The following is a 24,813-nucleotide window of genomic DNA, read 5'->3' as shown; positions in this document are numbered from 1 at the left end:
TCTCCAGTGGAATGCGCACGGGGTGAGCCGTACGTCAGATTGCGGAACACTACGCCCTTTAAACGGTCATAAGGCCGCGATCTTCCAGGGTAGTGCTCGGAAAAACAGCCAATTTAACATATTGGCTCCTTGCCCAAAATCCCTGTCGTTGTTAGAGTTTGCCGCACTTTTTTACCCACGCGTTGCCTAGGGTCCTTTCCCCATGTTCAAGAAACTGCGTGGCATGTTTTCCAGCGATCTTTCCATCGACCTGGGCACTGCCAACACCCTTATTTACGTGCGTGAGCGCGGCATTGTGCTGAATGAACCATCAGTTGTGGCCATTCGGACCCACGGAAATCAGAAGAGCGTTGTTGCTGTCGGGATGGAAGCCAAGCGGATGCTGGGCCGTACCCCGGGCAACATTGCCGCCATTCGCCCGATGAAAGACGGCGTCATCGCCGACTTCAGCGTCTGCGAAAAAATGCTTCAGTACTTCATCAACAAGGTTCACGAGAACAGCTTCCTGCAGCCAAGCCCTCGTGTGCTGATCTGCGTTCCTTGCAAATCCACCCAGGTCGAGCGTCGCGCCATCCGCGAATCCGCTCTGGGCGCCGGTGCACGTGAAGTATTCCTGATCGAAGAGCCGATGGCGGCGGCCATCGGTGCCGGCCTGCCAGTCGAAGAGGCCCGCGGCTCGATGGTTGTCGACATCGGTGGTGGTACCACCGAAATCGCGCTGATCTCCCTGAACGGCGTGGTGTATGCCGAGTCTGTCCGTGTGGGTGGCGACCGTTTCGACGAAGCGATCATCACTTACGTGCGTCGCAACTACGGCAGCCTGATCGGCGAATCCACCGCCGAGCGCATCAAGCAGGAAATCGGCACGGCCTACCCGGGCGGCGAAGTGCGTGAAGTTGACGTACGCGGTCGCAACCTGGCTGAAGGCGTACCACGTGCCTTCACCCTGAACTCCAACGAAGTGCTGGAAGCGTTGCAGGAATCCCTGGCAACCATCGTTCAGGCCGTGAAGAGCGCTCTGGAACAGTCTCCGCCAGAGCTGGCTTCGGACATCGCCGAGCGCGGTCTGGTGCTGACCGGTGGTGGCGCGTTGCTGCGTGACCTCGACAAGCTGCTGGCCCAGGAAACCGGTCTGCCGGTGATCGTGGCCGAAGACCCGCTGACCTGCGTTGCGCGTGGCGGTGGTCGTGCGCTGGAAATGATGGACAAGCACACCATGGACCTGCTCTCCAGCGAATAAGTCGCCGGTACGCAGCATGTTGCGCTTAACGGGCAGCACCTCACCGTGCTGCCTGTTCGTGTCCGACCTGTTGACGTCGCGCAGCGATGTTGCAAGTCTGACGCCCTGCATTTCCATCAACCCGCATCAGGCCGGTTTCATGTCGCATGAATAAGCACAGCCACACTCACGCACCTCTGCGCGCATCTCTGGAAGGAGCGGCCCATTAAACCGCTTTTTTCCAAGGGTCCGTCTCTGGGCGTCCGTCTACTGGTGCTGGTCGTGCTGTCTGTGGCCATCATGGTCGTGGACGCGCGTTTCACCCTGCTCAAACCTGTCCGCAGTCAGATGTCACTGGTGCTGATGCAGTCTTACTGGATTGCCGATCTGCCCGAGCGTCTGTACCAGGGCGTTGCCAGCCAGTTTGGCAGCCGCACCGAGCTCGCCGCCGAAAACGAAAAACTCAAGACCGAGAACCTGCTGCTCCAAGGCCGCCTGCAAAAGCTGGCGGCGCTGACCGAGCAGAACGTGCGCCTGCGCGAGTTGCTGAACTCGTCGGCGCTGGTCAACGAGAAAGTCGAAGTCGCCGAGCTGATCGGCATGGACCCCAACCCGTTCACCCACCGGATCATCATCAACAAGGGTGAGCGCGACGGCGTAGTCCTCGGCCAGCCAGTGCTCGATGCGCGCGGCCTGATGGGGCAGGTGGTCGAGTTGATGCCCTACACGTCCCGTGTACTGCTGCTGACCGACACCACCCACAGCATCCCGGTGCAGGTGAACCGTAACGGCCTGCGCGCGATTGCCAGCGGCACCGGCAATCCTGAACGTCTTGAGCTGCGCCACGTGGCGGACACCGCCGACATCAAGGAGGGCGACCTGCTGGTGAGTTCCGGCCTCGGTCAGCGCTTCCCGGCGGGTTATCCGGTGGCGACGGTCAAAGAGGTGATCCACGACTCCGGCCAGCCTTTCGCCATCGTCCGGGCGGTGCCCACCGCCGCACTGAATCGCAGCCGTTATCTGTTGCTGGTGTTCTCGGACGGCCGTTCCCCTGAAGAGCGCGCTGCTGACGCCGCGCAGCAGCAGGAATCCCTTGATCGTCAGACGGCCGACCCGGCGGCGGTGCCCTCGGCCACTGTGCCGGGTGCCGCCCCTGCTGCCACGCCGAACAAGGCGGTCGTTCCGGCCACCGTGCCCAAGCCTGCCGGACACAGTGCTTCGTCGACGCCGGCCAACGCCAACAGCGCGTCTGCTCCGGCGACCACTGCACCGGCGGCGACCACGCCTGCCAAGCCCGCGACCAGCAAGCCGCCCGCCAAACCTGCGGCGAAACCTGCCGCCACCCGACCGGCGACGCCTGCTGCGACCCCGGCCGCTCCACGCGAGAGGGAAGAATAATGGCGCGTCACGCTCCCGCACGAAACGGCTGGGTGGTCTGGCTGACCTTCGCCATCGGCCTGCTGCTCAGCGTTTCGCCGCTGCCGCAGTTCATGGAAATATTTCGCCCGCTGTGGCTGGCCTTGCTGCTGGCCTTCTGGGCATTGGCGTTGCCGCACAAGATCGGCATGGTCACGGCGTGGATGCTGGGGCTGGCGGAAGATGTGCTGTACGGCACGTTATTGGGGCAGAACGCGTTGATCCTCACGTTGATTACCTTTCTCGTGCTGTCACTGCAGCAGCGCTTGCGCATGTTCCCGATGTGGCAGCAGTGCCTGGTGATCCTGGTGATTTTCGGCCTCGCGCAGCTGGTGCAGCTGTGGCTCAGCGCCCTGACCGGCAACCGTCAGCCGACCCTGGCGCTGGTGTTGCCGGCGTTGGTCAGCGCATTGCTCTGGCCATGGGTCAGCTACGGACTGCGGGGGTTACGCCTGCGTTTGAAGATCAACTAAGTAATTGGGAACGGCATCTGCCAGTTTTTGTAGGACCGGCTTCAGCCGGGAAGAGGCCAGTGTGAGCACCCCAATTCTGCGGCGTGACACCCGACGCTTTCCCGGCTAAAGCCGGTCCTACAGTTTGAACGCGGTGTATCAGTAGGACCGGCTTCGGCCGGGAAGAGGCCAGTGTGAGCACCCCAATCCTGCGGCGTGACACCCGACGCTTTCCCGGCTGAAGCCGGTCCTACAGGATGAAAACGGAAAGAGGACTGATTTATTTACAGCGCTTCAACGTAAATTAATCTGTCCCCGGCAGATGAATGTTGCGGCGTTACACCCGGCGCTTTCCCGGCTGAAGCCGGTCCTACAAGGGAAGAGGCCGGCGCGAGCACCCTCCCTTCAGCGGTGTGCACCAAGGCTACGCTTGTGATCAACGACACGGAGACGTCCCATGCCCCACCTTCTTCTTGCCTCCGGCTCCCCGCGCCGTCGTGAGCTGCTCACCCAGATCGGCGTGCCGTTCACGACCCTCAGCGCCGACATCGACGAAACCCCTCTGGCCAACGAAACCCCTGCCGCGTACGTCCTGCGGCTGGCCCGTGGCAAGGCGGACGCCGGGCTGCTGCAGCTCGCCAACGATCCCGCCTACCCGACCGCCTGCGTACTGGGCGCCGACACCGCCGTGGTGCTCGACGGCCGCATCCTGGGCAAACCGGCGGACGAAGCCGAGGCGCTGGCGATGCTGGCCGCATTGTCGAACCGGGAACACGAAGTCCTGACCGCCATCGCTGTGGTGCACGAAGAACGCTGCGAAACCCGAACCGTTACCAGCCGTGTCCGCTTCCGCGCAATCCCGGAAGACGAGGCCCGCCGCTATTGGGCCAGCGGCGAGCCCTGCGACAAAGCCGGTGGCTACGGTATCCAGGGTCTGGCCGCGGTGTTCGTGGAAAACCTCAGTGGCAGTTATTCCGCCGTGGTCGGCTTGCCCTTGTGCGAAACCGCAGAAATCCTCCAGCGTTTCGGCATACCCTGTTGGCAACGCCCGGAAGGTGACAAGTCATGAGTGAAGAGATTCTGATCAACATCACGCCGATGGAATCGCGCGTGGCCGTCGTTGAGAACGGGGTGTTGCAAGAGGTGCACGTCGAACGCACCCAGCGTCGCGGGATCGTGGGCAATATCTACAAGGGCAAAGTCGTGCGCGTGCTGCCTGGCATGCAGGCGGCGTTCATCGACATCGGGCTGGACCGCGCGGCGTTCATTCACGCATCTGAAATCTCCATGCGCGAAGGCCCGGCCGTGGAGACCATCAGTTCGCTGGTCCACGACGGGCAGAGCCTGGTGGTTCAGGTCACCAAGGACCCGATCGGCAGCAAAGGCGCGCGGTTGACGACTCAACTGTCGATCCCGTCGCGCTACCTCGTGTACATGCCGCGCACCGCCCACGTCGGCATTTCCCTGAAAATCGAGGACGAAGCCGAGCGCGAGCGCCTGAAACAAGTGGTCAGCGATTGCGTCGCCAAGGAAGGAATCAAGGAGAAGGGCGGTTTCATCCTGCGCACGGCGGCCGAAGGTGCGGGCGCCGACGAGATCATGATGGACATCCGCTACCTGCGCAGGCTGTGGGACCAGATTGGCGAGCAGATCAAAACCATCAGCCCGGCCAGCGTGATCTACGAAGACCTGGGCCTGGCGCTGCGCACGTTGCGCGACCTGGTCAGCCCGCGCACCGAGAAGATTCGCATCGACTCCCGCGAGACCTTCCAGAAGACCACCCAATTCGTCGCCGAGCTGATGCCGGAAATCGCCGACCGCCTTGAGCATTACCCCGGCGAGCGGCCGATCTTCGACCTGTACGGCGTCGAGGATGAAATTCAGCGGGCGCTGGACCGCAAGGTGCCGCTCAAGTCCGGCGGTTATCTGGTCATCGACCCTGCCGAAGCCATGACCACCATCGACGTGAACACCGGTGCGTTTGTCGGTCATCGCAACCTCGAAGAGACCATCTTCAAGACCAATCTTGAAGCGGCGACCGCCATTGCCCGACAGCTGCGGCTGCGCAACATCGGCGGCATCATCATCATTGATTTCATCGACATGGAAGACGCCGAGCATCAGCGCCAGGTGCTGCGGACCCTGGAAAAACAGCTCGAGCGCGATCACGCCAAAACCAACATCATCGGCATCACCGAGCTGGGCCTGGTGCAGATGACGCGCAAGCGCACCCGGGAAAGTCTGGAGCAAGTGCTGTGCGAGCCGTGCAGCAGTTGCCAGGGCCGTGGCAAGCTGAAGACCCCGGAAACCATCTGCTACGAGATATTCCGCGAGATTTTGCGCGAAGCCCGGGCTTATCAGGCGGTGGGCTACCGCGTGCTGGCCAATCAGAAAGTGGTCGACCGGCTGCTCGACGAAGAATCCGGCAACGTGGCCGAGCTGGAAGTGTTCATTGGCAGGACCATTCGCTTTCAGGTCGAGACCATGTACTCCCAGGAACAATATGACGTCGTGCTGCTCTGAGAGTGCGTGATGCGCCGTGCTGCCCAGTGGCGGCGCAGTTGAAAACAGAAAACAGTGCCCTTGAGGCAGACGGAACGGATGCCGTCCAAAGAGAACAACGCGTGGCGATTGAGCACAACCTGGACGTACCCGCACCTGCACCATTGGGCCTGATGCCATGTGCAGGCGGTTTTTGCGGAGGCGCAGCGACATGGAACGTCTGACGCGGTTTCTGGCTGTGCTGACCCGTTGGGGGCTGAGTCTGTGCGCCCTTTTCGTGGTGCTGGTCGCGCTGTACGTGAGCGTCGGCCGTCAGTTGGTGCCGATGGTGGCCGAATACCGCGCCGACGTGGAAGCCAGGGCGCAGACGGCGCTGGGCATGCCGGTGAGCATCGGTCGGCTGGAAGGCAGCTGGAGCGGCTTCGCCCCCATCTTTGTTGCGCGTGATGTGATGATCGGCGAGGGCGGCAACGCCGTTCGGCTCGATCACGTGCGCGCCATGCCCGACCTGCTCGCCAGCCTGCGTACCCGCGAAGTGCGTCTCGAACGCCTTGAGCTGGACGGCCTGCAGATTGGTCTGAAAGAAGACCAGAACGGCCACTGGGCACTGCAGGGCCTGCCCGTACAGCCCGATCAGGTGACCGATCCCGAGCAAATCCTCAATCAGATGCAGATGGTCTCGCACCTGTCGCTATTCGACAGCCAGATCACCTTGCAGCCCTATGATCATTCGCCCCTGACGCTGACCTATGTGAGCCTGACGCTGAAGACCGGCAGTCTGCATCAGCGCCTCGACGCGCGCCTGAACCTGCCCGACGGCCAGCCATTGTCGTTGAACGTGCGCTCCACGGTGCGCGCCCATGAATGGCGCGACGGCGAGGCAAAGGCCTACCTGAGCTTGCCGCAAAGCGAGTGGTCGCAGTGGTTGCCGAAGAGCCTGACCCGCGACTGGAAAATTCAGAAGCTCAAGGCCGGCGGCGAGTTGTGGCTGAACTGGGGCAAGGGCAATCTGCAAGGCGCCGTCGCCCGTTTGAATGCGCCGCAGTTCAAAGGCGCGTACGCCGACCGCAAGCCTGCACGCATTGACAATCTGGCCCTTAACGCTTGGTTTGCGCGCGACGAAAAAGGCTTCAGCGCCACGCTCGATTCGTTGGCGATGGACCTGAACAGCAAGCGCTGGGAAAGCCGCGTTGATCTGCAGCAGACCGCTGCGACGGCCGATGCCGAAGAGCTGTGGCACGTGCAGGCCGACCGGCTTGATCTGACGCCGATCACGCCGCTGCTCGACTCACTGGCGCCGTTGCCTGACAAGGTGATGGTGGCGGTCGACCGCCTGAAAGTCACCGGCGGGCTGCGCAACGTGCTGGTTGATTACCGACCGCAGGCCGAGCCGCCAAAACGAGTGAGCTTCGCTGCCAATCTGGACAAGGTCGGTTTCGACGCCTACCACGGCGCGCCGGCGGCGGGGAACGTCAGCGGCGCGATCAGTGGCGATCTGGGTCAGGGCGAACTGCGCCTCGACACCGATGATTTCATGCTGCACCTGGACCCGATCTTCCGTAACGAATGGAAGTACCGTCACGCCAATGCAAAGCTGACCTGGTCGCTGGACGATCAGGGCTTCACGCTGATTGCGCCGTACATCAAGGTTCAGGGGGAGGAGGGCAATATTGCCAGCGACTTCCTGATTCGCCTGCACTTCGATCACAGCCAGGAAGACTACATGGACCTGCGCGTCGGGCTGGTCGACGGCGACGGGCGCTACACCTCCAAATACCTGCCTGCGGTGCTCAGCCCGTCCCTTGATCAGTGGCTGCGCACCGCAATTCTGGGTGGCAACGTCGATCAGGGTTTCTTCCAGTATCAGGGCTCGATCAGCAAAGATGCGCCTGACGTGGCGCGGGTTATCAGCCTGTTTTTCAAGGTGCGCAACGCGAGCCTGGCGTTCCAGCCGGGATGGCCGCAGCTGAACAATGTTGACGGTGACGTCTTCGTCGAAAACAGTGGCGTGCGCATTCGGGCCAACAAGGGGCAGTTGCTGAACACCCAGGTCAGCAATGTCGCGGTGGACATTCCGCATGTTCCGGCGGGCCAGTCCAGCCATCTGCTGGTGGACGGGGATCTGAAAGGCAGCCTCCAGGACGGCATGAAGATTCTCCAGGAAGCGCCAATCGGCACCGGGCAGACCTTTGCGGGCTGGCAGGCAGAAGGGCCGCTGCAGGGGCATATCAACCTGGATATACCGCTGGTGAAGGGCCAGGAGCCCAAAGTCGTCGTCGATTTCAGTACCGACAATTCGCGTCTCAAGCTCGCCGATCCGGTGCTGGAGCTGACGCAACTGCGCGGCGATTTCCGTTTCGACTACACCAAGGGCCTGAGCGGCAAGAACATCAAGGCCGTCGCCTTCGACAAGCCGGTGAACGCCGAGATTTTCGCCGAAGGCAAACCGGGAGCACCGGTGACCCGTATTACCGCCAGCAGCCAGATCGCCAGCAAGCGCCTGACCGATTGGCTGGGCGTGACGCAGCCGTTGCCGATCTCAGGCGATCTGCCCTATCAGTTGCAACTGACATTGAGCGGCAACGCCAGTCAGCTGCAGATCAACTCGAATCTGAAAGGGTTGGCGGTCGATTTGCCGCCGCCCTTCGGCAAAACCGCAGATGATGCGCGCGACACCGATTTGCGCATGAACCTGCAAGGCCCGGAGCGGCGCATCGACGTCGGCTACGGCAATATCGCCAATCTCGCGTTTGCGTCGCCGCCGGGCAAATTCGGCGACGGCCGTGGCGAACTCTTCCTCGGCGAAGGCGGGGCGATCGTGCCGGACGCCAAGGGATTGCGCGTTCGCGGTTCGTTGTCGGAACTGGACATCGCGCCCTGGCAAGCCATGGCTGAGCGGTATGCCGGCAATGACCCGGGGGGTAGCGCCAAGCAATTACTCAACAGCGTCGATTTGCAGATCGGCAAGCTGACCGCGATGGGCACGACGCTGGAGCAAGTGGGCGTTCAGCTCCAGCGCAACAGTGCCGCATGGGCGCTGTCGCTGGACAGCTCGAAGGTAAAAGGCACTGCGACGTTGCCGGACAGCAAAGCCGCGCCGATCGACATCAGTCTGCTGTATGTACGCTTGCCTGCACCGGACCCCAACGCGGCAGTCGTTGAAAACGCGCCTGACCCGTTGGCGGACGTGGACCCGCGCAATATTCCCGCGCTGAACATCAAGATCACTCAGCTGTTTCAGGGCGATCAATTGATGGGGGCGTGGTCGCTCAAGATCCGCCCGACGCCGAACGGTATCCAGATGTCCGACATGAATCTGGGCCTCAAAGGCATTGCGCTGCTGGGTAATGGCGGTTGGGAAGGTACACCGGGGACGACCAGCAGTTGGTTCAAGGGCCAGGTGAGCGGCAAGAATCTCGCAGATGTGCTCAAGGCCTGGGGTTTCGCGCCTACGGTCACCAGTCAGGAGTTCGAGCTGAACGCTGACGGTCGCTGGCCGGGCTCGCCCGCCTGGGTGGGTTTGAAGCGCTATTCCGGCAGCCTGGATGCGACGCTCAAGAACGGCCAGTTCGTTGAGGTCGAGGGCGGTGCGCAGGCGTTGCGGGTGTTCGGCCTGCTCAACTTCAATTCCATTGGCCGGCGTCTGCGTCTGGACTTCTCCGACCTGCTGGGCAAGGGCCTGAGTTACGACAAGGTCAAAGGGCTCCTGGTGGCGAGCGATGGCGTATACGTCACCCGCGACCCGATCACCATGACCGGCCCGTCCACCAATCTGGAACTCGACGGCACGCTGGACATGGTCCGCGACCGCGTCAACGCCAAGCTGCTGGTGACCCTGCCGGTGACCAATAACTTGCCGATTGCCGCGTTGATCGTGGGCGCACCGGCGATTGGCGGCGCGTTATTCCTCGTCGACAAGCTGCTGGGCGATCGCGTATCGCGCTTCGCCAGCGTGCAGTACAAGGTCGAAGGTCCCTGGAAAGAACCGAAGATCACCTTCGACAAGCCGTTTGAGAAACCGCAGTGATCACTGCCTCGGCACGATGCAGACGCTGTGCAGCGTGACGCCCGACGCCTTCCCGGCTAAAGCCGGTCCCACTGGGTAAATGCGGTGTCAGACCGAGGGGAGAGGGGACTGATTTATTTACAGCGCTTCACCGTAAATTAATCTGTCTCCGTTGGCCAAACTCTGCGGTGTAACACCCGACGCCTTCCCGGCTAAAGCCGGTCCCACTGGGTAAATGCGGTGTCAGTGAGGACCGCGTGCTTTTGTAGGACTGGCTTCAGCCGGGAACAGGGGAGAGGGGACTGATTTATTTACAGCGCTTCACCGTAAATTAATCTGTCTCCGTTGGCCAAACTCTGCGGTGTAACACCTGACGCCTTCCCGGCTAAAGCCGGTCCCACTAAGGTTGGCTGTCGAATTGGGGCTTTCGAACGAGCCCAATCGTCGGCGCCTGGAGTAGAGTGCAGTTCTATCGATCGGGGAGCGTGTATGTCCTTCGCAGTCATTCAGATGGTCAGCCAGAGCGATGTGCTCGGCAATCTGGCTCAGGCGCGCCGGCTGCTGGAACAGGCCGCTGCATCGGGCGCCAAACTGGCGGTGCTTCCGGAAAACTTCGCTGCCATGGGCCGTCGTGATATCGCTGCCATCGGCCGCGCCGAGGCCCTTGGCGAAGGTCCGATCCTGCCATGGTTGAAACTTGCCGCCCGCGACCTCACCTTATGGATAGTGGCCGGGACATTGCCGCTGCCGCCGGAAGGTCAGCCGGATGGCAAGGTCACGGCGTGTTCGTTGCTGATTGACGATCAGGGCCGGCAAGTCGCGCGTTACGACAAGCTGCACTTGTTCGATGTCGACGTTGCCGATGCGCGAGGGCGTTACCGGGAATCCGACGATTACGCCCATGGCAACAACGTGGTGGTGGCCGACACCCCGGTCGGGCGGCTGGGGCTTTCGGTGTGTTACGACCTGCGCTTTCCCGAGCTGTACACCGCGCTGCGGGAAGCCGGGGCTGAATTGATCACCGCGCCATCGGCCTTTACCGCCGTAACCGGCGCGGCGCACTGGGACATTCTGCTGCGCGCCCGGGCCATCGAAACCCAGTGCTATGTGCTGGCGGCGGCCCAAGGCGGAATTCATCCGGGGCCGAGAGAAACATTTGGGCACGCGGCGATCATAGATCCATGGGGCCGCGTGCTGGCCGAGCAGGCACAGGGTGAAGCCGTGCTGCTGGCCGAACGAGACAGCGTCGAACAAGCGTCCATACGGGCGCGCATGCCGGTAGCGAATCACCGGCGATTTTTTTTGCAGGCCGCCGTGCGACCTGCCAATACCCCGGAGTGAATATGAGCCACTTGTCCTCTGTCAGCGAACACCTTCTGGCACCAGGCGGCCTGAGCTTAGACAACCTGCAATCGGTGCTCGGCGAGCTGGCCGGTCCAGGCATCGACGCCGCCGACCTGTATTTTCAAGGGCAGATTTCCGAGTCCTGGGCACTGGAAGACGGCATCGTCAAAGAAGGCAGCTTCAACCTGGACCAGGGCGTCGGCGTACGCGCGCAGTCAGGCGAGAAAACCGGCTTCGCCTACAGCAACGCCATTACTCATGAAGCCCTGCTCCAGGCGGCCCGGGCCGCTCGCTCGATTTCCCGCGCGGGCCAGAACGGCCGGGTTCAGGCGTTCACCACCCAGGACGTCGCCCAGCTGTACGCGCCGGACAACCCGCTGGAAGTCATGACCCGCGCCGAGAAGGTCGAACTGCTCAAGCGCGTCGACGCCGCCACCCGTGCGCTGGACCCGCGTATTCAGCAAGTCACCGTGAGCATGGCCGGTGTCTGGGAACGTATTCTTGTGGCGTCCACTGACGGCGGTCTTGCCGCCGACGTACGTCCGCTGGTGCGTTTCAACGTCAGCGTGATCGTCGAGCAGAACGGCCGTCGTGAGCGCGGCGGACACGGCGGCGGCGGACGCACCGATTACCGTTATTTCCTCAGCGACGACCGTGCGATGGGCTATGCCCGTGAAGCGTTGCGTCAGGCGCTGGTCAATCTGGAAGCCATTCCGGCGCCGGCTGGCACCTTGCCGGTCGTATTGGGCTCGGGCTGGTCCGGCGTATTGCTGCACGAAGCCGTCGGCCACGGCCTTGAGGGCGACTTCAACCGCAAGGGCAGCTCGGCCTACAGCGGCCGCATGGGCGAAATGGTTGCGTCGAAACTCTGCACCATCGTCGATGACGGCACCCTGGCCGATCGCCGCGGCTCCCTGACCGTCGATGACGAGGGCACCCCGACCGAGTGCACCACGCTGATCGAAAATGGCGTGCTCAAGGGCTACATGCAGGACAAGCTCAACGCACGGTTGATGGGCGTCGCGCGCACCGGCAACGGCCGTCGCGAGTCCTACGCACACCTGCCGATGCCGCGCATGACCAACACCTACATGCTCGGCGGCCAGAGCGATCCGGCGGAAATCATCGCCTCGGTCAAGCGCGGCATCTACTGCGCCAACCTCGGCGGCGGGCAGGTGGATATCACCAGCGGCAAGTTCGTGTTCTCCACCAGCGAGGCCTATCTGATCGAAGACGGCAAAATCACCGCGCCGGTCAAAGGCGCGACGCTGATTGGCAACGGCCCGGAATGCATGAGCCGTGTGTCGATGGTCGGCAACGATCTGTCCCTGGACAGCGGCGTCGGCACCTGCGGCAAGGACGGTCAATCGGTTCCGGTAGGCGTCGGTCAGCCAACGCTGAAGATCGATGCGATCACCGTTGGCGGCACAGGCGGGGCTTGATAATCGAGGGGCTTGCGCCGGTTGAGTGATTCAAACGGCGCAGCCATTTTTAGCGCAGTCCGCGTTTGCTTTCGTCTAGCTCGCGGATGTATTTGAAAATTTTGCGGGTCGCGGTAGGGGCCTTGTTCTGCGCAGCTTCATGCTGAGCCTGACGGATCAGCGAGCGCAGTTGCTGACGGTCGGCGTCCGGGTACTCACTGACGAACTGCTCAAGCACGTCGTCGGTACCGGTCACCAGGCGATCACGCCAGCGTTCCAGATTGTGAAAGCGCTCGTTGTACTGGCGCGTAGAGGCGTCAAGCTGATCGAGCAGCACCAGGATTTCATCCAGATCCTGATCGCGCATCAGCTTGCCGATGAATTGAATGTGGCGTTTGCGCGCAATGTGCGCGGTGTGCTTGGGGGCATCGGCCAGTGCCCGACGCAGAGGGTCGGTCAGAGGCAGCTTGGCCAGCACATCGGGCTTGAATGTCGTCAAGCGTTCGCCCAGCTCCACCAGAGCGTGAAGCTCTCGTTTGACCTGGGTTTTGCTTTTCTCTCCGTCGAAGGAGTCGTTGTAAGAATCAACCATGGGGGCCGTCCGCAAATAAACGCCGCCATGATAACCAGTCAGGGCCCGGTTGTCCGGCCCGGCTGCTGAAATCAGAATTTGATGGAGAACGTCATGAGTGCATCAGAAAGCGTCGGCCCGCAGGCTTTGCCGGCATTGCAACAGCAGGTCGAGCAGATCGTCGCTGAAGCCAAACGTCAGGGCGCGACCGCGTGCGAAGTCGCCGTGTCGCTGGAGCAGGGCCTGTCCACCACGGTTCGCCAGCGCGAAGTCGAGACAGTCGAATTCAACCGCGATCAAGGTTTCGGCATCACCTTGTACGTAGGCCACCGCAAGGGTTCAGCCAGCACTTCCGCGAGCGGCCCCGACGCCATTCGCGAGACCGTTGCCGCCGCGCTGGCCATCGCCAAGCACACGTCGGAAGACGAGGCCTCGGGGCTCGCCGACGCTGCGTTGATGGCCAAAGACCAGCCGAATTTCGACCTTTATCACCCGTGGGACATCACCCCCGAGCAGGCCATCGAACGCGCGCTGGTCTGTGAAGCGGCCGCCTTCGACGCCGACAGCCGGATCAAGAACGCCGACGGCACCACGCTGAACGTGCATCAGGGCTGCCGCGTTTATGGCAACAGCCACGGTTTCATCGGCGGCTACGCGTCGACCCGCCACAGCCTGAGCTGCGTGATGATCGCCGAAGGCGAAGGGCAGATGCAGCGCGACTACTGGTATGACGTCAATCGCCGTGGCGAGCTGTTGATGGACGCCCGGCTGATCGGCCAGAAAGCCGCCGAGCGTGCCGCAAGCCGGCTGGGCGCGCGGCCGGTGCCGACCTGCGAAGTGCCTGTGCTGTTCTCCGCCGAGCTGGCGGGCGGTCTGTTCGGCAGTTTGCTGGGCGCGATCTCTGGCGGCAACCTGTACCGCAAGTCTTCATTCCTCGAAGGCGCGATCGGTCAGCGCCTGTTCCCCGAGTGGATGACCATCGACGAGCGTCCGCATCTGGTTGGCGCCATGGGCAGTTCCGCGTTCGACGGCGACGGCCTGGCGACATACGCCAAGCCGTTCGTCGAAAATGGCGATCTGGTTTCCTACATCCTCAGCACCTATTCGGGCCGCAAACTGGGCCTGCCGAGCACCGCGAACGCGGGTGGCGTGCATAACCTGTTCGTCAGCCACGGCACTGAAGACCAGGCGGCGCTGATCCGCCGCATGGGGCGCGGGCTGCTGGTCACCGAGTTGATGGGCAGCGGCCTGAACATGGTCACCGGCGATTATTCCCGTGGTGCTGCGGGTTTCTGGGTCGAGAATGGCGAGATCCAGTTCCCGGTTCAGGAAGTGACCATCGCCGGCAACATGCGCGACATGTTCAAGCAAATCGTTGCCGTGGGCAGTGATCTGGAGCTGCGCAGCAACATCCGCACCGGTTCTGTGCTGATCGAGAAGATGATGGTGGCGGGTAGCTGATTCCGCTCTGCGTTAGCGCGTCACCCCCAAGGCCTGCCCCGATTTCGGTGCGGGCCTTTTTTATGGGCGCTTTCAGACACTGCAGCAGACTCAATACATCGCCGGGGTTGTGTTGATTCTTAAACTCATTTAATAATGAATCTCATTCGTTAAGTGGGCCTCGGTCATGGGCACTGTTCTGCACGAGTCGCCGTACCTGGAACACTGGCGCGCATTGAGTCTGCGGATTCGCTGCGCGCTGGATCCGGACGAGCCGCGGCTCATCGAACACTACCTTGCGGAAGGCCGCTATCTGGCGCGCTTCACCGCCACGCCCAAATCCCTCATCTGTGAAAGCACCTTTCGCCTGCTGGTCGACACCGCCAGCGACACCGCGCTGCCCTGGCATTGGCGTTGTCTGTGCCTGGACCAGGCATGGCGTCCGCTGCGTGACATGCAGGCGCTCGCCAAATCCGCTGCGCAACAGCAACGGGTTCAGGCCTTCGCTCAGCGTCTGGCGACCTGCGCACTGCTGCCGTCGATTCCTCTGACCGACCCCGCGCCATCGAATCCGCAAAACGCCCTGCCGACGGCTTTTGATCGCCGGCGCCACTCGTGAGGACCTGCGCCATGGAGCAATGGAAACGTACCATCCTGAGCGGTAACAGTTGCTTTAACCGAGGCGACTTGATCGATGCGCGCGAGCTGTACCTGCAAGCCCTCGCGCTGGCGCAGGTGCTCTTCGACCGTTAGAGCGTCGCCGATGAGGCCGTTGCGGCGTTCGTGATTTCTCATCACAACCTGGCGGATCTGCACCTGAGTCTGGGTCAGCCCGAGGAGAGCGCCGAATACCTCTGCGCCGTGCATCAGCGGATGCTGAATGTGATTCAGGACCCGCAAATGACGCCCGCCCTGCGACAGGCAGCGCTGCGCCACAGTAATAAAACCTACAGCGAACTCTTGGGTTTCGTCGGCCAATACGGCGAGTACCCACGCACCCAACGCCTGCTCAACAGCCGCGGCGAACATTCCCGCTCGGCGCTTCAGCACCACGCCGCTCGCGCCGGCACCCTCTCGTATGGAGTCCACTGACATGCCCTTTACCTTGCCTGCCTTGCCCTACGCCTACGATGCGCTCGAACCCCACATCGACGCGCAGACCATGGAAATTCACTACAGCAAGCACCACCAGACCTACATCAACAACCTCAACGCAGCCGTCGAGGGCACTGAATACGCGGAGTGGCCGATCGAGAAGCTGGTTGCCAGCGTGGCCGAGCTTCCGGAAAAACTGCGCCCGGCGGTGATCAATCAGGGCGGCGGGCATGCCAACCATTCGCTGTTCTGGGAGGTGATGAGCCCCCAGGGTGGCGGCGTGCCAGGCGGTGCGCTGGCGAAGGCGATTGACGAGCAAGTGGGCGGATTCGACGCGTTCAAGGACGCTTTCACCAAAGCAGCGTTGACGCGCTTCGGCAGCGGCTGGGCCTGGCTGAGCGTCACGCCGGACAAAAAACTCATCGTGGAAAGCAGCGGCAATCAGGACAGCCCGCTCATGAACGGCAACACGCCGATCCTCGGGCTGGACGTCTGGGAGCACGCTTATTACCTGCGCTACCAGAACCGTCGTCCGGAATACATCGCTGCGTTCTACAACGTCGTCAACTGGGATGAAGTTGCCCGGCGCTACGCAGCGGCGCTTGGCTGATCCCTACCAGACCCCGATAAGGCGATTTATGCGTTCGGACATACTGGCTCTCGGCAGCGTGCGGTTATTGCGGCTGGCATTGGGCTCGATTCTGGTACTCGTCGGCAGCGGTTTGCTGGTGGCCCAGGGACTCTCATGGGTGGCACTCGAACCCAGAATGTTGCGAGCGCTGGAAGGCGGCGCCATCTGCGCGTTGGGCACTGCCCTGGGCGCCGTGCCGGTGCTGGTGATCCGCGGCATGCCGGTGGCAGTGTCCGATGGCCTGCTGGGTTTCGGCGCCGGCATCATGCTGGCGGCGACAGCGTTTTCGTTGATTGTGCCGGGCCTGGGCGCGGCCCATGATCTGGGCTTTACCCCGTGGGGCGCGGGAGCGTTGATCAGCTTCGGGATACTGCTCGGCGCGGCCGGTTTGTTTCTGGTCGACACGCTGGTTTCCAGAGGGTCACCGTTATCGGAGGTGGCCGGGAAACCGACGATCCCCTCGAACATCTGGCTGTTTGTCATCGCCATCATTGCCCACAACATTCCCGAAGGGATGGCGGTGGGCGTGTCGGCGGGTGGTGGTCTGGCCCACGCCGACAGCCTGGCAATGGGTATTGCCATTCAGGACGTGCCGGAAGGGCTGGTCATCGCGCTGGTGCTGGCGTCTGCCGGCATGTCGCGGCTCAAGGCGTTTTTGATCGGCGCGGCGTCTGGGTTGGTCGAGCCGGTGTTCGCCGTGCTCTGCGCCTGGCTGGTGGAGGTGGCTGCGTTACTGTTGCCGGTAGGACTGGCGTTGGCGGCGGGGGCGATGCTGTTGGTGGTGACCCACGAAGTCATCCCCGAATCCCGCCGCAACGGTCACGACAAAATCGCCAGCTTCGGATTGCTGGTCGGATTCTGCTTGATGATGGTGATGGACACGGCGCTGGCCTGAGGGGGCGGGCGGCTACAGCCTGCCTCCGCCCAGCTTCGACAGCGTGACGGCATCCGGCTTGCCGTCGAAAAACGCCTCAAGCACCTGCTGGAAAACCGGCGTATCCGGCGCCACCGCTGCGAACAGCGTCATGCTTGATCGCAGCTTCATGTCATCCGGCGAGCCCATGATCTGCATGGCGCTGCGGTTTTTCCATTCAAGCAACGCCTCGCAGCACCGCGCCAACCGTTCGCCCAATACCGGATGCTGCAAATAGGCAATCGCCTCGTCACGCCCACTGATCGCGTACCGCCGAGCCATGTCGCTGTGGCCCAGACCGGCCAGTTGCGGGAACACGAACCACATCCAGTGCGACTGCTTGCGCCCGGACTTCAGTTCCGCCAGTGCGCGTTCGTGCATCGACGCTTGCGCTTCGACAAATCGTTGCAGGTCAAATGGATCGTTCATTACTGACGCCTCGCCCTGATCGCGGCACCTCGCCGCGCTTGCGATTGAGACTACAGCAGCGAGTGATGTTTCCAGCACTTTCAGGCGCCTGCTCCTCAACCGCGTAAAAACCCTTATAATCCTGCGCCTATTCCCTCTGATGCGAGATCCGCCGTGAGCTTACCGCCGTGCCCAAAATGCAGTTCCGAGTACACCTACGAAGATGGCAGCCAGCTCGTGTGCCCGGAATGCGCCCACGAGTGGTCGGCTGACGGCGCCAGCGCCGAAGCGGGCGATGACACCAAGGTGATCAAGGACGCTGTGGGCAACACCCTGCAGGACGGCGACACCGTCACAGTCATCAAAGACCTGAAGGTCAAAGGCTCGTCGCTGGTAGTCAAGGTCGGCACCAAAGTCAAAAACATCCGCCTGGTGGACGGCGATCACGACATCGACTGCAAAATCGACGGCATCGGCGCGATGAAGCTGAAATCGGAGTTTGTGAAGAAGGGTTGATGATCGCTTGGCCTGATAGTGTGGGAGTGAATGGGATGAACTCGGTAGCTCGGTGACGCTGCTGGACCTGTGGGAGTGAGCTTGCTCGCGAAGACGGCATTTCAACCGCTAGATGATTCGCGGATGCACCCACCGCTTCGTGAGCAAGCTCACTCCCACAATGGATTGTGTGCGGCATGGTTTTTCCGCACGCTAACCCAGATGCCCGCCTCAACTCGGCAAATTAATCCCGAACGTATTCACTCCATCCTCGCTGCGCACGAACACGGTGCCGCCGTGCATCAGGGCGATGGCTTTGACGATCGCCAGGCCAAGCCCGTGGTTGGCGCCGCTGTTGCTGCGCGAGGCATCGACGCGATAGAAGCGCTCGAACAGTTTGGGCAGATGTTCCCCGGCGATCGGCGCGCCGGGATTGGTCACGCCGATGCTGACGTGATCGCCTTCATCACGAATGTCCACCTGAATCAACTGCCCCGGCGAGGTGTGCTGCACCGCGTTGTGCAGCAGGTTGATCAGCGCCCGGCGCAAGTGCGCGGTTTCGATGGGCGCGTTGGCATCCCCGCGCACCTCAACCTGCACCTGCGCGTCTTCCAGAATGAAATCCAGATAGTCCAAGGTCTTTGCCACCTCCACGGCGAGCGAGGCCTGGGTCAGTTGAGTGGCTTTGCTGCCTTGATCGGCGCTGGCCAGAAACAGCATGTCATTGATGATCGAGCGCAGCCGTTCGAGCTCTTCGAGGTTGGATTGCAGCACCTCGAAGTAATGCTCGGCCGAGCGCCCGCGGGTCAGCGCCACCTGGGTCTGACCGATGAGGTTGGTCAGGGGAGAGCGCAGTTCATGGGCAACGTCGGCGTTGAATGACTCCAGCCGTGAATAGGCCTGCTCGACCCTATCCAGCGTCGAGTTGAACGAGGTCACGAACTGATCCAGTTCAGGCGGCAGATGCGACAATTTCAGGCGCCCGCTCAGTCGTGGCGGCGTCAGTTTGCGCGCCTCCAGAGACAACTCCGTCAGCGGCTTCAAGCCGATGCGCGCCACCCAGTAACCCAGAGCAGACGCGAGCAGGATGCCGACGGCGGCCAGACTGATCAGCGCGATGAGCAGGGAATGTTGGGTCTGCCAGAAGGTTTCGGTGTCCACCGCTGTCAGAAAACGCAGCGGCGGACGTTGATCTTTCGCCGGGAACTGACTGACCAGCACTTTGAACGGGTAATCATGGCCGCTCAGGTTCAAGTCGCGCATGCCCAGCGGGCCTTTGGCGAAAGCGCGGATCTCGGTGTCCGGGTTGCCGAATTCATAGGTCGGGTTGTCGCTGACCACCCAAAAGCGCAGGCGTTTGTCTTCCTCACTGAGCAGCCTGAGCTTGGCGTTGATCTTTGCCCAGTGCTCGGGCGTTCCATAACGCTGGACGGCCGATTCGAGCACGCTGTAACGGGCGTCGACTTCGGCTTCCGGCAACAGCCCGAGGCCCTTGTCCACTTGCAGGTAAAGCGCCCAGCCGATCAACAGAAACACCAGCAGTGCCACGAGGGCGAACATGCCGCTCAGGCGCAGGGCGATGGAATTAGTCGACACGACGGCTCTCCAGCACGTAACCCATGCCGCGAATGGTGTGCAGCAGTTTTTGCTCGAACGGCCCGTCGAGCTTGGCACGCAGGCGTTTGATCGCGACTTCGACGACGTTGGCATCGCTGTCGAAATTCACGTCCCAGACCATCTCGGCAATCGACGTCTTCGACAGGATTTCCCCCTGACGCCGAGCCAGTACGCTCAGCAGCGAAAACTCCTTCGCCGTGAGATCCAGACGTGCGCCGGCCCGCGTGGCCTTGCGGCTGATCAGGTCGATCCACAAATCAGCGACGCTGATCTGCACCGGCTCGTGGCCGCCACTGCGCCGGGTCAAAGCCTGCAGGCGAGCCACCAACTCCAGAAACGAAAACGGCTTGCCCAAATAGTCGTCAGCCCCTTCGCGCAGGCCGCGAATGCGATCGTCGACGTTCTCGCGGGCGGTGAGCATTATCACCGGCGTCTGCTTGCGCGCACGCAGGGCTCGCAGCACGCCATAGCCATCCAGGCCGGGCAGCATGACGTCGAGAATGATCACCGCGTAGTCGCTTTCCAGCGCCATGTGCAGGCCTTCGATGCCTTCGCGCGCGACGTCGGTGGTGTAACCCTGCTCGGTCAGGCCCCGGTGCAGGTAATCGGCGGTTTTCTCTTCGTCTTCGATAATCAGGACACGCATCGGTCCACGCTCACTTTTTCACTGCTTGCTTATTAGGTACTTGGCTTCAACGGCTTACTTTTCAGTGGCCAGTTCCGCAACCGCCGGCTTACCGGATGCTGTCGCGCCCGGCGCTGTCGAAGCAGGCGTCTGACGCGGGCGGTGGAACAGTCGCTCCAGTTGCAGGTAGATCACGGGCGTGGTGAACAGCGTCAGCGCCTGGCTCACCAGCAACCCTCCGACAACGGCAATGCCCAAGGGCTGACGCAGCTCCGCACCGACACCATAACCGAGCATCAACGGCAGCGCGCCGAGCAATGCCGCCAGCGTGGTCATGATGATGGGCCGAAAGCGCGTCAGACAGGCTTCATAAATGGCGTCACGCGGGGACATGCCTCGATTGCGCTGGGCGTCCAGCGCGAAGTCCACCAGCAGGATGCCGTTCTTCTTGACGATGCCGATCAGCAGCACGATCCCGATCAGGCCCATGATCGAAAAGTCCTGACCCATCAGCCACAGCAGCAACAGCGCACCGATACCGGCGGAGGGCAGGGTGGAAATGATCGTCAGCGGATGGACGAAGCTTTCATACAGCACGCCCAGAATGATGTACACCGCCACCAGCGCCGCGAGAATCAGCCACGGCTGGTTGGCCAGCGAACTCTGGAACGCCTGGGCCGCGCCCTGGAAGTTGCCGATGATCGAGGCGGGCATGCCGATCTCGTTCTTCGCCTGATCGAGCAGCACCACTGCATCACCCAAGGCAACGCCCGCCGACAGGTTGAACGACAGGTTCGCGGCCGGGAACATGCCGTCATGGCTGATCGACAACGGTCCCATCTTCGGCGCGCCGACCTTGGCAAGCGCCGACAGCGGCACCATTTCATTGGTCAGCGGCGAGCGCAGGTAGAAGTAATTGAGGCTTTCGGCCTTGCCGCGCTGCTGCGGCTCCAGCTCCAGGATGACTTTGTACTGGTTGATGTCGGTCTGGTATTCGTTGATCTGGCGCTGACCAAAGGCGTCGTACAGCGCCTGATCGACGTCCGCCGTGGTGAGGCCGAAACGCGCGGCGGCGCTGCGGTCGATGTCGAGGTGCGTGACGCTGCCGCCCAGTTGCAGGTCGTTGGAGAGGTCGCGGAAGGCCGGCAGGGTCTTCAGTTTATCGGTCAGCTTTTGCGTCCAGACATTCAGCAGCGCGCCGTCGTTGCCCTTGAGCACGTATTGGTACTGCGCGCGGCTCGGCCCGGAACTCAGGTTGATGTCCTGCCCCGCGCGCAGGTACAGGACGATGCCGGGGATCTGCGCCAGTTTCGGCCGGATCCGGTCGATGAACTGGCTGGCGGAAACGTCACGGTCTGCACGGTCCTTGAGAGCGATCCACACCCGGCCGTTGGCGATCGTCTGGTTACTGCCGCTGACACCGACCGAATGGGAAAACGCCTTGACCGCCGGATCCGCGGCGATGATTTTCGCCAGCTGTTTGTGTTTCTCGATCATGTCCGGGAAGGAAATATCCGCCGCCGCTTCACTGGTGCCCAGCACCATACCGGTGTCCTGAACCGGGAAAAATCCCTTGGGGATCAGCACATAGCCGACCACCGCAAGCGCCAACGTCAGGCCGAAAATACCCAGCATCAATCGCTGGTGCGCAAGGGCAAAGCGCACGCCGCGGGCATACCGCGCGAGCAGTCGCTCGCCGAAGCCGGGCTTGGCGTGGGGATCGTGTTTCGGTGCGCGCATGAACAGTGCCGCGAGGGTAGGCGCCAGGGTCAGCGAGACCACCACCGAAATCAGAATGGTCGATGTCGCGGTCAGCGCGAACTCCTTGAACAGCCTGCCGACCACGCCGCCCATGAACAGCAGCGGAATGAATGCCGCGACCAGCGAAAAGCTGATCGACACCACGGTGAAGCCGATTTCGCTGGACCCTTTGATCGCCGCGTCGCGCTTGCTTTCGCCGGCTTCCAGGTGTCGGTGGATGTTCTCCACCACGACAATCGCATCGTCGACGACAAACCCCACCGCCACCACGATGGCCACCAGCGTCAGGTTGTTCAGGCTGAAGCCGAGCACGTACATCAGCGCGAAACTGGCAACGAGGGACACGCCCAGCACGGCGGTCACGATCAGCGTCGCAGAGAGCTGGCGCAGGAACAGCGCCATGACCGCGATCACCAGCGCGATGGCAATCAGCAGCGTCATCTCCACTTCATGCAACGATGCACGAATGGTTTTGGTGCGGTCGCTGAGCACCGAGACGTCCACCGACGCCGGGAGCATTTCCTGCAATTTGGGCAACTGGCCAAGCACCCGGTCGACCGTCTCGACGATGTTCGCGCCGGGCTGGCGGAACACCACGATGTTCACGCCCTGCTGATCCCCGGACCAGGCCCGCACGTAGGCGTTTTCAGAACCGTTGATGACTTTCGCCACGTCACGCAGATGAACCGGGGCGCCGTCTTTGTAGGAAACGATCAGTTGTTCGTAGTCCTTTGCCTGAAACAGTTGGTCGTTGGAGGCGAGGGTGGAAATGCTGTCTTTGCCGTACAGCGCGCCCTTGGCCAGGTTCAGGCTGGTCTGCTGCAGGGATTCCCGCAGATCGGCGAGGGTCAGCCCGATGGACGCAAGTTTTTCAGGCGCCGCCTGCACGCGAATTGCCGGACGTTGCTGACCGGTGATGTTGACCTGTCCGACGCCATCGATCTGACTCAACTGGCGCGCCAGCAGGGATTCGGTGACGTCGCTGAGTTCGGTGGCGGGCATCAGGTTCGAGCTGACGCTGAGGATCAGCACCGGGCTGTCCGCCGGGTTGACCTTGCGCCAGGTCGGCAGGGTCGGCAGGTCTGCGGGCAAACGGCCGGCCGCGGTGTTGATGGCCGCCTGCACTTCCTGCGCGGCGGTGTCGATGCTTTTGTTGAGGGTGAACTGCAGCGTCAGGTTGGTGGAGCCCAGCGCGCTGCTCGACGTCATCTGGGTCATGCCGGGGATGGCGCTGAACTGCACTTCGAGCGGCGTCGCCACCGACGATGCCATGGTTTCCGGGCTGGCGCCGGGCAACTGCGCAGCCACTTGAATCGTCGGAAACTCGGCCTCCGGCAGCGGCGCCACCGGCAGGCGAGGGAAGGCGATGCAGCCCAGCAGCACCAGCGCGAAGGTCAGCAGAACCGTGGCGATCGGGTGGTTGACGCACCACGCGGAAATGGACCCGCGGCTGTTCATTTCGCCGCCCCGGTGGAGTCGGCCAGGGTGTCCACAGGATCACCCTTGACCACCTCGATGTGCGAACCGTTTTTCAGACGCGACTGACCGTCGCTGACCAGCACGTCATTGGCCTCCACCCCGCTGATCAGCATCAGGTCGCTGTCCTGATACAGCACCTTGACCGGCACCACCTCGGCCGTGTCGCCCTTGATCCGATAAACATAATGCTGGTCGATGCCGCGCTGCACCACCTGTGGCGGAACCTTCAAGGCATTGCGATCGATGGCGGTCTGAATGCGCACGGTCACCAACTGCCCTGGCCACAGCTTCTCGTCCGCATTGTCGAATATCGCCTTGGCGCGGATGGTGCCCGTGCTGGCCGCCACCTGATTGTCGATCAACAGCAACTTGCCCTGACCCAGCAGCGTGCCAGTCGCGCCTTCGCCGAGGTAGGCATTGACCGGTGCGGGCGTGTTGGAGGCAATCAGATCATGCAGCGTGGGGAGCATCTGCTGCGGCAGGGAAAACTCCACCGACACCGGGTCGATCTGCGTCACTGAGAAGAGCCCGGTCGCATCGCTGACGCGCAGGAAGTTGCCTTCATCGACGTTGCGGATGCCGACCCGACCTGTCACCGGCGAGCGTATTTGCGTGTAGGACAGCTGCACTTGCGAGGCATTGATCGACGCCTGATTGCCCAGCGCCGTGGCCTTGAGTTGGTCGACCAGCGCTTGCTGCTGATCGTACTGCTGTTTCGAGATGCTGTTGTCGACGGTCAGCAGCTTGTAGCGCTTGAGGTCGACATTGGCCACATTCAGCTGCGCCTGGCTCTGGGTCAACAGCGCTTTGGCCTGATCGAGTGCGGCGCGGATCGAGCGATCATCGATGGTCGCCAGCAGATCACCCGCCTTGACCTGCTGCCCTTCCTTCACCAGCACCTTGGTCAAAATCCCGTCCACCTGAGGACGAATCACCACGCTTTGCAGCGACAGCACCGAGCCGATGCCGGTGACGTAACGCGGCACGTCTTCCTGCATGACGTTGATCACGCGCACCGGCACGGCAACCGGGGCGCTGACCTTCTTTGCCGCGGGACGTGTCACTGCCCAGACGCCTATCACCACGAGCACGACCAACAGGGTCGCGAGCATCACAACGTTGTTCTTCTTCTGCATACAGGGACAGGGCCAACCAGTGAATGAGGGGCGGGTAACCGAGAGCGTTCTTTATAACCCTTTGACCCGGTCAGCAAAATGACTGCTGCCTGTCAATATTGTCAGGTGAATAAGGGCAGACGATGAACGTGGGTAAAGAAACAACGCCGCAGGGCGATACCCAAATAGAAGCCACGAGTTTCGATGAACGAGTTCTACTGTGACGGGGAAAATTCCTACATAAACTTCGTGAGTTCTGAATGCTGGTTCACCAGGGGCTGGACTGATTTCGCTCAGCAGGTC

19 protein-coding genes and 1 pseudogene are annotated in these 24,813 nt (G+C 62.1%); 14 read left to right on the top strand and 6 right to left on the bottom strand.

Going from position 1 to position 24,813, the window contains the following annotated elements:
• The first annotated feature begins 202 nt into the window (after positions 1-202).
• The 8 genes from mreB to tldD all read left to right on the top strand — a co-directional run bounded on the left by mreB (position 203) and on the right by tldD (position 12,381).
• Positions 203-1,240, top strand: coding sequence for a rod shape-determining protein MreB (gene mreB / locus M1E04_RS20125; RefSeq protein WP_020292894.1), 1,038 nt, complete (start codon positions 203-205; stop codon positions 1,238-1,240).
• 234 nt (positions 1,241-1,474) lie between these two features.
• The gene (gene mreC, locus M1E04_RS20120) at positions 1,475-2,617 is read left to right on the top strand and encodes a rod shape-determining protein MreC (RefSeq protein WP_197985961.1); all 1,143 of its coding nucleotides are present in this window, start codon (positions 1,475-1,477) and stop codon (positions 2,615-2,617) included.
• On the top strand, positions 2,617-3,108 hold the full coding sequence (gene mreD, locus M1E04_RS20115) for a rod shape-determining protein MreD (protein WP_065990112.1): 492 nt from the start codon (positions 2,617-2,619) through the stop codon (positions 3,106-3,108). Before mreC ends, mreD begins: the two co-directional genes overlap by 1 nt.
• A gap of 436 nt (positions 3,109-3,544) precedes the next feature.
• A complete protein-coding gene (locus M1E04_RS20110; protein ID WP_456291921.1) occupies positions 3,545-4,156 on the top strand; it encodes a Maf family protein in 612 nt (203 codons plus the stop codon).
• The gene (gene rng, locus M1E04_RS20105; protein WP_037012596.1) at positions 4,153-5,610 is read left to right on the top strand and encodes a ribonuclease G; all 1,458 of its coding nucleotides are present in this window, start codon (positions 4,153-4,155) and stop codon (positions 5,608-5,610) included. The genes M1E04_RS20110 and rng overlap by 4 nt, the downstream gene beginning before the upstream one ends.
• A gap of 190 nt (positions 5,611-5,800) precedes the next feature.
• On the top strand, positions 5,801-9,616 hold the full coding sequence (locus tag M1E04_RS20100) for a YhdP family protein (RefSeq protein WP_456291920.1): 3,816 nt from the start codon (positions 5,801-5,803) through the stop codon (positions 9,614-9,616).
• Positions 9,617-10,084: 468 nt separating this feature from the next.
• Positions 10,085-10,936: a carbon-nitrogen hydrolase family protein gene (locus M1E04_RS20095; RefSeq protein WP_456291919.1), complete on the top strand. Its 852-nt coding sequence runs from the start codon at positions 10,085-10,087 to the stop codon at positions 10,934-10,936.
• A 2-nt stretch (positions 10,937-10,938) separates the two neighbouring features.
• On the top strand, positions 10,939-12,381 hold the full coding sequence (tldD, locus tag M1E04_RS20090) for a metalloprotease TldD (protein ID WP_456291918.1): 1,443 nt from the start codon (positions 10,939-10,941) through the stop codon (positions 12,379-12,381).
• A 49-nt stretch (positions 12,382-12,430) separates the two neighbouring features.
• On the opposite strand, the gene yjgA is transcribed toward tldD, so the two are convergent.
• Complete coding sequence (gene yjgA, locus M1E04_RS20085; RefSeq protein ID WP_456291917.1) at positions 12,431-12,952, bottom strand: ribosome biogenesis factor YjgA; 522 nt, start codon at positions 12,950-12,952, stop codon at positions 12,431-12,433.
• Between the two features lie 93 nt (positions 12,953-13,045).
• Between yjgA and pmbA the strand changes: the two genes are divergently transcribed.
• From pmbA to M1E04_RS20060, 5 genes and pseudogenes are all read left to right on the top strand, one after another.
• On the top strand, positions 13,046-14,392 hold the full coding sequence (pmbA, locus tag M1E04_RS20080; RefSeq protein ID WP_192132376.1) for a metalloprotease PmbA: 1,347 nt from the start codon (positions 13,046-13,048) through the stop codon (positions 14,390-14,392).
• Between the two features lie 166 nt (positions 14,393-14,558).
• Positions 14,559-14,990 carry a FagA protein gene (locus M1E04_RS20075; protein ID WP_244160381.1) on the top strand — a complete coding sequence of 144 codons (432 nt, stop codon included), beginning with the start codon at positions 14,559-14,561 and terminating at the stop codon, positions 14,988-14,990.
• Positions 14,991-15,001: 11 nt separating this feature from the next.
• Positions 15,002-15,463: pseudogene (locus M1E04_RS20070) on the top strand (hypothetical protein).
• A 1-nt stretch (position 15,464) separates the two neighbouring features.
• Entirely contained in the window at positions 15,465-16,076 is a 612-nt protein-coding gene (locus M1E04_RS20065; RefSeq protein ID WP_456291916.1) for a superoxide dismutase, read from the top strand.
• Between the two features lie 28 nt (positions 16,077-16,104).
• A complete protein-coding gene (locus M1E04_RS20060; protein WP_456291915.1) occupies positions 16,105-16,992 on the top strand; it encodes a ZIP family metal transporter in 888 nt (295 codons plus the stop codon).
• Between the two features lie 12 nt (positions 16,993-17,004).
• Here M1E04_RS20060 and M1E04_RS20055 read toward each other — a convergent pair whose 3' ends face one another.
• Positions 17,005-17,439 carry a DUF1810 domain-containing protein gene (locus tag M1E04_RS20055; RefSeq protein ID WP_369318848.1) on the bottom strand — a complete coding sequence of 145 codons (435 nt, stop codon included), beginning with the start codon at positions 17,437-17,439 and terminating at the stop codon, positions 17,005-17,007.
• A gap of 153 nt (positions 17,440-17,592) precedes the next feature.
• Between M1E04_RS20055 and M1E04_RS20050 the strand changes: the two genes are divergently transcribed.
• A complete protein-coding gene (locus M1E04_RS20050) occupies positions 17,593-17,934 on the top strand; it encodes a zinc ribbon domain-containing protein YjdM (protein ID WP_065990097.1) in 342 nt (113 codons plus the stop codon).
• A gap of 210 nt (positions 17,935-18,144) precedes the next feature.
• Here M1E04_RS20050 and M1E04_RS20045 read toward each other — a convergent pair whose 3' ends face one another.
• The 4 genes from M1E04_RS20045 to M1E04_RS20030 are packed head-to-tail and all read right to left on the bottom strand — an operon-like array spanning position 18,145 to position 24,531.
• Positions 18,145-19,509 (bottom strand): heavy metal sensor histidine kinase, encoded by a 1,365-nt coding sequence (locus M1E04_RS20045; protein ID WP_456291914.1) that lies wholly within the window; start codon positions 19,507-19,509, stop codon positions 18,145-18,147.
• Positions 19,499-20,176, bottom strand: a complete 678-nt coding sequence (locus tag M1E04_RS20040; protein ID WP_065990091.1) for a heavy metal response regulator transcription factor — start codon at positions 20,174-20,176, stop codon at positions 19,499-19,501. The genes M1E04_RS20045 and M1E04_RS20040 overlap by 11 nt, the downstream gene beginning before the upstream one ends.
• A 54-nt stretch (positions 20,177-20,230) precedes the next feature.
• A complete protein-coding gene (locus M1E04_RS20035) occupies positions 20,231-23,374 on the bottom strand; it encodes a multidrug efflux RND transporter permease subunit (protein WP_456291913.1) in 3,144 nt (1,047 codons plus the stop codon).
• Positions 23,371-24,531 (bottom strand): efflux RND transporter periplasmic adaptor subunit, encoded by a 1,161-nt coding sequence (locus M1E04_RS20030; RefSeq protein WP_456291912.1) that lies wholly within the window; start codon positions 24,529-24,531, stop codon positions 23,371-23,373. Before M1E04_RS20030 ends, M1E04_RS20035 begins: the two co-directional genes overlap by 4 nt.
• Positions 24,532-24,813 lie beyond the last annotated feature (282 nt).

This window comes from Pseudomonas sp. AK106 (genome assembly GCF_053903055.1).
This window is presented reverse-complemented; position numbering and strand designations above follow the sequence as displayed.

What these genes read in the sequence shown, in the direction of transcription:
- mreB (WP_020292894.1), top strand. Translation starts at nt 203, where the DNA reads ATGTTCAAGAAACTGCGTGGCATGTTTTCCAGCGATCTTTCCATCGAC.
- mreD (WP_065990112.1), top strand. Translation starts at nt 2,617, where the DNA reads ATGGCGCGTCACGCTCCCGCACGAAACGGCTGGGTGGTCTGGCTGACC.
- M1E04_RS20110 (WP_456291921.1), top strand. Translation starts at nt 3,545, where the DNA reads ATGCCCCACCTTCTTCTTGCCTCCGGCTCCCCGCGCCGTCGTGAGCTG.
- rng (WP_037012596.1), top strand. Translation starts at nt 4,153, where the DNA reads ATGAGTGAAGAGATTCTGATCAACATCACGCCGATGGAATCGCGCGTG.
- M1E04_RS20100 (WP_456291920.1), top strand. Translation starts at nt 5,801, where the DNA reads ATGGAACGTCTGACGCGGTTTCTGGCTGTGCTGACCCGTTGGGGGCTG.
- M1E04_RS20095 (WP_456291919.1), top strand. Translation starts at nt 10,085, where the DNA reads ATGTCCTTCGCAGTCATTCAGATGGTCAGCCAGAGCGATGTGCTCGGC.
- tldD (WP_456291918.1), top strand. Translation starts at nt 10,939, where the DNA reads ATGAGCCACTTGTCCTCTGTCAGCGAACACCTTCTGGCACCAGGCGGC.
- yjgA (WP_456291917.1), bottom strand. Translation starts at nt 12,952, where the DNA reads ATGGTTGATTCTTACAACGACTCCTTCGACGGAGAGAAAAGCAAAACC.
- pmbA (WP_192132376.1), top strand. Translation starts at nt 13,046, where the DNA reads ATGAGTGCATCAGAAAGCGTCGGCCCGCAGGCTTTGCCGGCATTGCAA.
- M1E04_RS20075 (WP_244160381.1), top strand. Translation starts at nt 14,559, where the DNA reads ATGGGCACTGTTCTGCACGAGTCGCCGTACCTGGAACACTGGCGCGCA.
- M1E04_RS20065 (WP_456291916.1), top strand. Translation starts at nt 15,465, where the DNA reads ATGCCCTTTACCTTGCCTGCCTTGCCCTACGCCTACGATGCGCTCGAA.
- M1E04_RS20060 (WP_456291915.1), top strand. Translation starts at nt 16,105, where the DNA reads ATGCGTTCGGACATACTGGCTCTCGGCAGCGTGCGGTTATTGCGGCTG.
- M1E04_RS20055 (WP_369318848.1), bottom strand. Translation starts at nt 17,439, where the DNA reads ATGAACGATCCATTTGACCTGCAACGATTTGTCGAAGCGCAAGCGTCG.
- M1E04_RS20040 (WP_065990091.1), bottom strand. Translation starts at nt 20,176, where the DNA reads ATGCGTGTCCTGATTATCGAAGACGAAGAGAAAACCGCCGATTACCTG.
- M1E04_RS20035 (WP_456291913.1), bottom strand. Translation starts at nt 23,374, where the DNA reads ATGAACAGCCGCGGGTCCATTTCCGCGTGGTGCGTCAACCACCCGATC.
- M1E04_RS20030 (WP_456291912.1), bottom strand. Translation starts at nt 24,531, where the DNA reads ATGCAGAAGAAGAACAACGTTGTGATGCTCGCGACCCTGTTGGTCGTG.